Below are 9873 nucleotides of genomic sequence, written 5' to 3' on the forward strand. Positions count from 1 at the left end.
GGCGTGGTCAAGGAAATCAAGGTCAAGCTCGACGACAAGCTGTCGGTCGGCGACGTGGTGGTGGTGCTGGAAGGCGCCGCCGCTGCCGCACCGGCAGCGGCCAAGGCCGCCCCGGGCAGCAAGCCGCCGGTGACCCCGTCGCACCGCGCACCCGACCCGGCGATTGCCGCCAAGGCGCTGCCGTCCAGTGGCCGCACCGCCGACATCGAATGCCGCATCGTGGTGTTGGGCGCAGGCCCGGGCGGCTATACCGCTGCCTTCCGTGCTGCCGACCTGGGCATGGATACCGTGTTGATCGAGCGTTACGCCAGCCTCGGCGGCGTCTGCCTCAACGTCGGCTGCATCCCGTCCAAGGCGCTGCTGCACGCCGCTGAAATCATCGACCACGCCGCGCATGCCGACGAACTGGGCATCGAATACGGCGCGCCGAAGATCAGCCTGGACAAGCTGCGCGGCTACAAGGAAAAGGTCGTCGGTCAGCTGACCAAGGGCCTGGCCGGCATGGCCAAGCAGCGCAAGATCCGCACCGTGCACGGCCTGGCCAAGTTCATCTCGGCCAATGAGCTGGAAATCGTCGGCGACGACGGCAAGACCCAGCTGCTGCGCTTCGAGCAGTGCATCATCGCCGCCGGTTCGCAGGCGGTGAAGCTGCCGAACTTCCCGTGGGAAGACAAGCGCGTGATGGACTCCACCGACGCACTGGAACTGGCTGAGGTGCCGGGTTCGTTGCTGGTTGTGGGTGGCGGCATCATCGGCTTGGAAATGGCCACCGTGTACAGCGCCCTGGGTTCCAAGGTGACCGTGGTCGAGTTCATGGACCAGCTGATGCCGGGCGCCGACAAGGACCTGGTCAAGCCGCTGGCCGACCGCCTGAAGAAGCAGGGCATCGAAGTCCATCTGAAGACCAAGGCTTCCGGCGTGAGTGCCGACAAGAAGGGCATCACCGTCACCTTCGACGCCGCCACCGAAGGCGAGAAGCCGGCGATGGAAAGCGGCACGTTTGATCGCGTGCTGGTTGCCGTGGGCCGCTCGGCCAATGGCAAGAAGATCGATGCCGACAAGGCCGGCGTCGAAGTCACCGACCGCGGCTTCATTCCGGTCGATCGGCAGATGCGCACCAACGTGCCGCATATCTTCGCCATCGGTGACATCGTCGGTAACCCGATGCTGGCGCACAAGGCCACGCATGAGGGCAAGCTGGCGGCTGAAGTCGCCTTCGGCGAGAAGAAGGAGTGGGTGGCGCGGGTGATTCCGTCGGTGGCTTACACCAATCCGGAAATCGCCTGGGTTGGCGTCACCGAGACCGAGGCCAAGGCCAAGGGCCTGAAGGTGGGCGTGGCCAAGTTCCCGTGGGCGGCCAGCGGTCGCGCCATTGGCATCGCTCGCACCGAAGGCTTCACCAAGCTGATCTTCGACGAGGAAACCCATCGCGTGATCGGCGGTGCCATCGTCGGCGTACACGCCGGTGAGCTGTTGGCCGAGATCGGCCTGGCCATCGAGATGGGCGCCGAGGCCGAGGACATCGGCCACACCATCCACGCCCACCCGACCCTGAGCGAGTCGGTGGCGATGGCCTCGGAGATCTACGACGGCACCATCACCGATCTGTATATCCCGAAGAAGAAGTAATCGACACGACGCCCCTTTACCGGGGCGTCGTTGTTTTCGGCGGTTCAACGGAGCAAGGGAATGTTGCGGAAGAATGTGTTGCTTGGCGTATTGCTGCTCGTGGGCCCGGCGTTTGCCGAGGAGGGAGATCCTGAACTTGCCGCGGCCTTGCTGAAATGCCCGGGCGCAGCACCTTTCGTCGAGGCAGATCGATTGCGCGCGGAAGAGCGGAAGAACACGCGTAGCGACGCGGTGCCTTCGGAGCCGGCACTTCGCCAGCAGCTGCTGGACATGGCACGAGCTGACCAGCAGGCGCGCCAGGGCGAGTGGACGCGTCCTATGGTCGAGAAACTGCAGGCGGTGGATGCTGCGCATCTGCCGCGTATCAAGCAGATCGTGGCCACGCATGGCGGTCTGCCCAGTGCAGCGCAGGTCGGGAGCGATGCGGTTTCCGCCGCCTGGTTGCTGGTGCAGCATGCCGATGCTGACGTCGCGTTCCAGCGCCAGGTAGTGGGCAGCATTGAGCCCATGGTGCAGCGTGGTGAGATATCGGCGCACGATTTCGCGTTGCTGACCGACCGCGTACTGGTCAACAGCGGCGAGCTGCAGCGCTATGGCAGCCAGCTCCTGGCAGTCGATGGCCGTTGGCAGGCCAAGCCGATGGAGGCGCCGGAGCAGGTTGATCAGCGCCGCGCCGGCATCGGCCAGATGCCGTTGGCCGATTACATCTGCGTGGCGACGCAGATGTTTCCGGTGCCGCCTGCCGCGGCACCACCTCAGAACTGATCCCGGGCACGCCGGGCTGCCCCTGTCGCGGTGTCGGTAGTTCCAAGCAACGCCCCGCCTGTCGGGGCGTTGTTGTTTCCTGACCCCGGCCAGTTGCTCGCCCCGCAGGCTTGGCGCAAGCTGGCGCCGCTGGACCCTGACGCCACCCATTCCCCGGGGAACGATGATGCGAACCAGGATGCGCGTGCCAGCCCTTGCGCTGGTCGTTGTCGGTGTTTGTGTATCCATGGTGGCGCACGCTGGAACCAGCGTGGTCAGTGCCGCACGTCTGTTGGACGTGCGCAGCGGCCGATATGTGCAGCAACCCCAGATCGAGATCGTCGATGGCAGGATCAGCCGCATCGGCCGCGCCGGCGATCCGCTGCCCGCCGGTGCCGAGCACATCGACCTGGGCGCGCGCACCCTGCTGCCGGGCCTGATCGACATGCATGTGCACCTGACCATCGATCCCACCCTGGGCGGCTACCAGGGGCTGGAATACACCGACAACTTCTGGACCGTGGTGGGCGTGGTCAATGCGCGGCGCACGCTGCGCGCGGGCTTCACCACGGTGCGCAATCTCGGTTCGGCCGGCTTCGATGATGTGGCCTTGAAGCAGGCCATCGAGGCCGGTTACATCGATGGGCCGCGTATCGTGCCGGGCACCTTTGCGATTGGCGCTACCGGTGGGCATTGCGACGGTGGTGGCCTGCCGCCAGCGGTGACCGTGCCCAATCCCGGTGCGGCCGACGGCCCGGACGCGATCCGCGCCACGGTGCGCAAGCTGCGCAAATTCGGGGCCGAGGTGATCAAGTTCTGCGGCACTGGCGGGGTGATGTCCAAGGGGACGACGCTGGGCGAGCAGCAATACAGCCAGGAGGAGATGCAGGCGCTGGTGGAGGAGGCGCACCGGCTGGGCATGAAGGTGGCGGTGCATGCGCATGGCAGCAGCGGCATCAACGCGGCCATCCGCGCCGGTACTGACACCATCGAGCATGCCAGCCTGGCCGATGCGGAGTCATTCAAGTTGGCGCGCGCGCAGGGCACCTGGTTTTCGATGGATATCTACGGCAGTGATTACATCCTTGCCGAGGGTGAGAACAATGGCTTGTTCGCCGAGTCGCTGCAGAAGGAGCGGCAGGTGGGACGCAAGCAGCGCGAAACCTTCCGCGATGCGCATGCGGCCGGCGTGCGGATGGTGTTTGGTTCCGACGCGGGTGTGTACCCGCATGGAGACAACGCCCGTCAGTTCGGCAAGATGGTGGAGTGGGGCATGACGCCGTTGCAGGCGATCCGTGCGGCGACGCTTGATGCGGCCGAAGCACTGGGGCGGCAGACGGACGTCGGGGCGTTGGAAGTGGGGCGCTTCGGCGACATGCTCGCGGTCGACGGCGATCCGTTGCAGGACGTTGCGGTGCTGACGCGACCGGCGGCGGTGGTGAAAGGCGGGCGCTTGTTGCAGCCCTAGGGCGTGTAGCCCCTCTCCCGCATGCGGGAGAGGGGTTGGGGTGAGGGTGCTTGTGGGCGCAGCGGTGCTGCGTTTGCGGCCTTGCCGGTAGAGCCTCTGCCGAGCATGGCTCGGCACTACATGCCGCGCTCCCGTTCTTTGGAAGAGGGGCTTGGCGCAGCGGTGCTGCGTTTGCGGCATTGCCGGTAAAGCCTCTGCCGAGCATGGCTCGGCACTACATGGTCCTCTGGCGCTTGCGGGAGGGCCGCTTCTAGAACGACAGGCTCACGCCCGCCACCGGGCCCTTGAACTCCTGCTTCAGGCCGATGACGCCATCGCTGCCCTTCTGGTCCACGTCCAGCTTGAACCAGTCGTAGCCGGCGAAAATGCCGAAGTTCGGGTTGAAGTTGTATTGCACGATCGCATTGGCGCGGCTCAGGTCACCCTTGTAGTCATCGAAGTTGCCCCAGCTTGTGTTGAGGTATTGGCCCTGCAGGTTGATCAGCCAATGCTCCGAAGGCGTGAAGCTCAAGCGCGCGCCAACCACCGGCGCGATGCCGTCGGCCTTCTCGTTGAGGAAACGGCCCTGATAGACATCGCCTACATCGGCGTAGGCGTCGGCACTGATCTTGGCGTACTCGGCACCGAGCTGCAGGCCCAGATCGAAACGATCGCCATCAATCACCGAGTAGTCGTAGACCAGGGTTGCCACCTGGTATTTCAGTTCGCCCTTGACGAAGCTGCCGGCTGGCACCGTGGTGTCGCCCCAGCTGATGCCTTCGTCCAGCGTCTCACGGCGGTCCTTGTCGTACTTGAAATAGTCGAAGATCAGCCGCTGGCGATCGCTGATGCGGAACAGGCCGTCCACGCGCGGCTCCCATTCCTTGCCGCCCAGGCTGAAATCCTCGGACAGATTGATGTCCTGGCCGGCAACCGTGGTGCTGCCACGGATGGTGTTGTCGGTGTCGATGTTCATTGCGCCCAGCCGCAAGGTGAAACGCGGATCTTCTTCGGCAGCGCTGGCGGTGGTGGCAAATACACCCAGCGCGAGCAGGCAGGGTGCGAGGGTCGGCAGGAAGTGGGGGCTTCGCATCGTGTCAGGTACTCCATGTTGCAGGAGCAATCGACTATCGCCGATGGCGCGTGCCCATGCCGTGATCGATGCGTGCATGCGATGTGCACGGTGTGCTGTGTGCAGAGTGCGAGCAGGCGAAAGTTGCGGTGAGGTGGTGCCGTAGGGGACGGACGGCACCACCTCACCCTGTCCGCTGCCGGCATCGACGAGGTATCCGCGGCGGACAGGGGTAGGACCAGCACCACTTGCGGAAGTTCCCGGTGCTGCGCTGCAATATTTCCGGGTTGGCCGAGGCCCCGGAACAAGGGGCTTATCACAAAAAAACGTGATTTTGCGGCCACTTGCATAGTCAAATGGGGGACAAGTGGCGGTTGTCTCGCAAAATGTCCCACTGCTATACTTTCGCGGCTCGACGAGACGCCTTTGCGCGGTTCGGCTCTTCCCTTTACCTATGCAGGACACTTTGACGTGCTGAACTCCGTTGACGCGGGTCGGCGACTGATGTTGCGCGCCGCGGTCTACCCGCTGGCCGCAGTGGTGGTCCTGGCTCTGGCCTTCCTGTTCATGGGGCCAAAGTACGCACTCGGCGCGCTCGTGTCGGGGGTGGCCGTGGTAGCGGGGTCGGCGCTGGCGGCATGGGTAGGGCTCGGTGGCGGCGTTCAGGCCGCTGGTTCAGCAATGGTCCGCCTGTTCGTGGGGTTCGTGCTGAAGCTTGTGTTGATCGTTGTCGTGCTGGGAATGGCTTTTTTCTGGTGGCGACTTCCTCCTTTGGCCCTGCTGGCGGCAATTCCAGTGGCGCTGATGTTCCAGGTTCTGGCCCTGGCCAGACGTTGATTCACTCATAAAGGTTCCGGACACATGGCGGGCGAGGCTCTAACTCCTACCACGTACATCCAGCATCACCTGCAGAATCTGACCGCCAAGGTCGGGGACGGCGGTAGCTTCTGGACGATCCACGTCGATACCATCGTCACCGCGGTCCTGATGGGCCTGCTGATGGTGTTCGCCTTCTGGATGGCAACCCGCAAGGCCACGGCAGGTGTGCCGGGCAAGTGGCAGGCCTTCGTCGAGATCTGCCTGGAGTTCGTTGACCGCCAGGCCAAGGACACCTACCACGGCAAGAGCAAGCTGATCACGCCCATCGCGATCACCATCTTCTTCTGGATCCTGTTGATGAACCTCATCAAGATGATCCCGGCCGATTTCATCGCCAAGCCGCTGGAACTGGCAGGCATCCACTACTGGAAGCCGGTGCCGACCGCCGACGTCAATGCCACCCTGGGCATGTCGATCAGCGTGTTCATCCTGATGATCTTCTTCGCGCTGAAGTCCAAGGGCATCGGCGGCTTCATCAAGGAATTCCTGACGGCCCCGTTCGGCAAGTGGATGATGCCGTTCAACCTGATCCTCAACATCGTCGAGTGGCTGAGCAAGCCGATCTCCCTGGCGATGCGACTGTTCGGCAACATGTTCGGCGGCGAGATCGTCTTCCTGCTGATCTGGGTGCTGGGCGGCGCCGGTGTATTCGGTGCCGTTGCCGGTGGCGTGTTCGGCCTTGGCTGGATGCTGTTCCACCTGCTGGTGATCCCGCTGCAGGCCTTCATCTTCATGATGTTGACCATCGTGTACTTGAGCCTGTCGGAAGACAGTCACTAAAGTTACAAGCTTCACCCAGTTTCAACCTTCATCCGTTTCATCACCCTTAGCTACTTAAAGTTCCTGGAGATAACCATGTACTTCGCCGTCCTGACCAACCTCGCCCAAGTTCAGAGCTCCACCGCCCTTGCCGTCGGCATCATGATCGGCCTGGCCGCGCTGGGCGCCGGCCTCGGTCTGGCCATCATGGCTGGTAAGTTCCTGGAATCGGCCGCTCGCCAGCCGGAACTGATCCCGGTCCTGCAGGTCCGCATGTTCATCACCGCCGGCCTGATCGACGCCGCATTCATCATCTCGGTCGCCGTTGGCCTGCTGCTGGCCTTCGCCAACCCGCTGGCTGCTGCCCTGCTGGCCGAAGCCGCCAAGCTGGCCGGCTGATCCAGCTGCAGTGAGACGGTCGGGTGCCTGCTGGCACCCGACTTCGGATGAAGGTTCGGTTGTGCCGCCACGGCGGCACGACCACCCCCGACACCAGCGATCGAGCTAATTCATGAATATCAATCTCACCCTCTTTGCACAGGCCCTGGCCTTTGCTTTGCTGATCTGGATCATCGCGACCAAGATCTGGCCGCCGTTGTTGAAGGCCATTGAAGAGCGCCAGCAGAAGATCGCTGAGGGCTTGGCCGCTGCCGACCGCAGCCAGAAAGACCTGGCCCAGGCGGAAGTGAAGGTCAACGAGGCGCTGAAGGAAGCCCGTGGCAAGGCCAACGAGATCATCGACCAGGCGCATGCCCGTGCGAACCAGATCGTTGAAGCCGCCAAGAACGAAGCCATCGCCGAAGCCAACCGCCAGAAAGAACTGGCCCAGGCTGAAATCGACGCTGCCGCCAACCGTGCCCGCGAAGATCTGCGCAAGCAGGTGTCCGCCCTGGCCGTGACCGGCGCCGAAAAGCTGCTCAAGCGCGAAATCGATGCCAACGCCCACAAGGCGCTGCTCGACGAGCTGGCTGCGGAGATCTGATCGATGAGCCAGGCCCTCACGCTTGCCCGCCCGTACGCCCGCGCCGCTTTTGCGATTGCGCGTGAGGAAGGCAAGTTCGCGCCGTGGTCGGACGCGCTTGCGTTCTCCGCCCGCGTTGCAGCCGATCCGCGCGTGTCGGCCTTGCTGTCGAATCCGCAGCTGAGCCGCGGCGATGCCGTCGCCCTGCTGACCCCGGACGCGACCAGCGAGACCTACGGTCGCTTCCTGGCCCTGCTGGCCGAAGGCCGCCGCCTGCAGCAACTGCCGGAAATCTCCGGTCTGTTCGAGCAGCTGCGCGCTGAAGCCGAACACGTGGTCAAGGCCACCGTCACCTCGGCCGCCGAACTGTCGGGCGAGGAACTGGACAAGATCAAGGCTGCGCTGCGCAAGCGTTTCGGCCGCGACGTCGAGGTATCGACCGCGGTGGACGCTTCGCTGATCGGCGGCGCCGTGATCGATGCCGGCGACGTGGTCATCGATGGCTCGCTCAAGGGCAAGCTGTCGCGCCTGCAGACCGCGCTCGCACACTGAATTCACATTACCGTCCGGCCCCAAGCCGGCACTAGGACTTGACGATGGCTACCACGCTCAACCCCTCTGAAATCAGCGAACTGATCAAGACCCGCATCGAGAAGGTCGCCCTGTCCGCGGAATCGCGCAACGAAGGCACCGTCACCAGCGTGTCCGACGGCATCGTGCGCATCTTCGGTCTGGCCGACGTGATGCAGGGCGAAATGATCGAACTGCCGAACAACACCTTTGCCCTGGCACTGAACCTGGAGCGCGACTCGGTCGGCGCCGTGGTCCTGGGCGACTACCAGAACCTGCGCGAAGGCGACGTGGCCAAGACCACCGGCCGCATCCTGGAAGTGCCGGTTGGCCCGGAAATGCTCGGCCGCGTTGTCAACGCGCTGGGTGAGCCGATCGACGGCAAGGGCCCGCTGGGCACCGCGCTGACCGCACCGGTGGAGCGCGTTGCCCCGGGCGTGATCTGGCGCAAGTCGGTCGACCAGCCGGTGCAGACCGGTTACAAGTCGGTCGACTCGATGATCCCGATCGGCCGTGGCCAGCGCGAGCTGATCATCGGTGACCGCCAGACCGGTAAGACGGCCATGGCGATCGACGCCGTGATCAACCAGAAGGGCACCGGCATCAAGTGCGTGTACGTCGCGATCGGCCAGAAGGCCTCGACCGTTGCCAACATCGTGCGCAAGCTGGAAGAGAACGGCGCCCTGGCCCACACCGTGGTCGTGGCTGCCACCGCTTCCGAATCGGCTGCGATGCAGTACATCAGCGCCTACGCTGGCTGCACCATGGGTGAGTACTTCATGGACCGCGGCGAAGACGCCCTGATCGTGTACGACGATCTGTCCAAGCAGGCTGTTGCCTACCGCCAGATCTCGCTGCTGCTGAAGCGCCCGCCGGGCCGCGAAGCCTACCCGGGTGACGTGTTCTACCTGCACTCCCGCCTGCTCGAGCGTGCAGCTCGCGTGTCGGAAGAGTATGTCGAGAAGTTCACCAACGGCGCCGTCACCGGCAAGACCGGTTCGCTGACCGCACTGCCGATCATCGAGACCCAGGCTGGCGACGTTTCCGCGTTCGTTCCGACCAACGTGATCTCGATCACCGACGGCCAGATCTTCCTGGAAACCGACCTGTTCAACGCCGGTATCCGTCCGGCCGTCAACGCCGGTATCTCGGTGTCGCGCGTCGGTGGTTCGGCCCAGACCAAGATCATCAAGAAGCTGTCCGGCGGTATTCGTATCTCGCTGGCCCAGTACCGTGAGCTGGCTGCGTTCGCGCAGTTCGCTTCCGACCTTGACGAAGCTACCCGCAAGCAGCTGGAGCGCGGTCAGCGCGTCACCGAGCTGATGAAGCAGAAGCAGTACGCACCGATGTCGATCGCCGACCAGGCGCTGTCGATCTACGCCGTCAACGAGGGCTTCCTCGACGACGTGCCGGTCAACAAGCTGCTCTCGTTCGAAGCCGGCCTGCACGCCCACTTCGCCAACACCGCAGGTGAGTTGACCTCCAAGATCAACAGCACCGGCGCCTGGAACGACGACATCGAAGCTGCCTTCAAGAAGGGCATCGCCGATTTCAAGAGCACCGGCACCTGGTAAGAGCGTATGTAGAGCGGAGCCTTGCTCCGCTTCACACTGATAAAGCGGGGCACAGCCCCGCTCTACGGGAATAAGAGATGGCAAGCGGACGCGAAATCAAAACCAAGATCAAGAGCGTGCAGAACACCCGCAAGGTGACGCGCGCGCTCGAAATGGTCTCGGCCTCCAAGATCCGCAAGGCGCAGGATCGGATGAAGACCTCGCGTCCGTACGCGCAGGCGATGAAGCAGGTGATCGG

At 63.9% G+C, this 9873-nt stretch carries 11 protein-coding genes; 10 read left to right on the forward strand and 1 reads right to left on the reverse strand.

What is annotated here, in order from left to right; genetic code table 11:
* The 3 genes from lpdA to B2527_RS14490 all read left to right on the forward strand — a co-directional run.
* Positions 1 to 1629, forward strand: a 1629-nt coding sequence (gene lpdA, locus B2527_RS14480) for a dihydrolipoyl dehydrogenase (protein ID WP_293715016.1), incomplete at its 5' end; no start/stop codon positions are given.
* Positions 1630 to 1689: 60 nt separating this feature from the next.
* Positions 1690 to 2394, forward strand: coding sequence for a DUF6624 domain-containing protein (locus tag B2527_RS14485; RefSeq protein WP_293715019.1), 705 nt, complete (start codon positions 1690 to 1692; stop codon positions 2392 to 2394).
* A 166-nt stretch (positions 2395 to 2560) separates the two neighbouring features.
* Positions 2561 to 3841 (forward strand): metal-dependent hydrolase family protein, encoded by a 1281-nt coding sequence (locus B2527_RS14490; RefSeq protein ID WP_293715022.1) that lies wholly within the window; start codon positions 2561 to 2563, stop codon positions 3839 to 3841.
* Between the two features lie 250 nt (positions 3842 to 4091).
* Here B2527_RS14490 and B2527_RS14495 read toward each other — a convergent pair whose 3' ends face one another.
* Complete coding sequence (locus B2527_RS14495) at positions 4092 to 4913, reverse strand: hypothetical protein (protein ID WP_293715024.1); 822 nt, start codon at positions 4911 to 4913, stop codon at positions 4092 to 4094.
* A gap of 450 nt (positions 4914 to 5363) precedes the next feature.
* Here B2527_RS14495 and B2527_RS14500 point away from each other — a divergent pair, with 450 nt between their 5' ends.
* The 7 genes from B2527_RS14500 to B2527_RS14530 all read left to right on the forward strand — a co-directional run.
* Positions 5364 to 5729: a hypothetical protein gene (locus B2527_RS14500; protein WP_293715027.1), complete on the forward strand. Its 366-nt coding sequence runs from the start codon at positions 5364 to 5366 to the stop codon at positions 5727 to 5729.
* 24 nt (positions 5730 to 5753) lie between these two features.
* The gene (gene atpB, locus B2527_RS14505; protein WP_293715030.1) at positions 5754 to 6551 is read left to right on the forward strand and encodes a F0F1 ATP synthase subunit A; all 798 of its coding nucleotides are present in this window, start codon (positions 5754 to 5756) and stop codon (positions 6549 to 6551) included.
* A 75-nt stretch (positions 6552 to 6626) separates the two neighbouring features.
* Positions 6627 to 6929: a F0F1 ATP synthase subunit C gene (atpE, locus tag B2527_RS14510; protein WP_054661978.1), complete on the forward strand. Its 303-nt coding sequence runs from the start codon at positions 6627 to 6629 to the stop codon at positions 6927 to 6929.
* 112 nt (positions 6930 to 7041) lie between these two features.
* Positions 7042 to 7512, forward strand: coding sequence for a F0F1 ATP synthase subunit B (locus B2527_RS14515; protein WP_293715039.1), 471 nt, complete (start codon positions 7042 to 7044; stop codon positions 7510 to 7512).
* A 3-nt stretch (positions 7513 to 7515) separates the two neighbouring features.
* Positions 7516 to 8043 carry a F0F1 ATP synthase subunit delta gene (locus B2527_RS14520; RefSeq protein WP_293715042.1) on the forward strand — a complete coding sequence of 176 codons (528 nt, stop codon included), beginning with the start codon at positions 7516 to 7518 and terminating at the stop codon, positions 8041 to 8043.
* Between the two features lie 44 nt (positions 8044 to 8087).
* The gene (gene atpA, locus B2527_RS14525) at positions 8088 to 9635 is read left to right on the forward strand and encodes a F0F1 ATP synthase subunit alpha (protein WP_282272809.1); all 1548 of its coding nucleotides are present in this window, start codon (positions 8088 to 8090) and stop codon (positions 9633 to 9635) included.
* A 77-nt stretch (positions 9636 to 9712) separates the two neighbouring features.
* On the forward strand, positions 9713 to 9873 hold a 161-nt coding region (locus B2527_RS14530; RefSeq protein WP_293715046.1), incomplete at its 3' end, for a F0F1 ATP synthase subunit gamma.

The sequence above is a fragment of the Stenotrophomonas sp. UBA7606 genome, from assembly GCF_002477705.1.
GTDB lineage: Bacteria > Pseudomonadota > Gammaproteobacteria > Xanthomonadales > Xanthomonadaceae > Stenotrophomonas.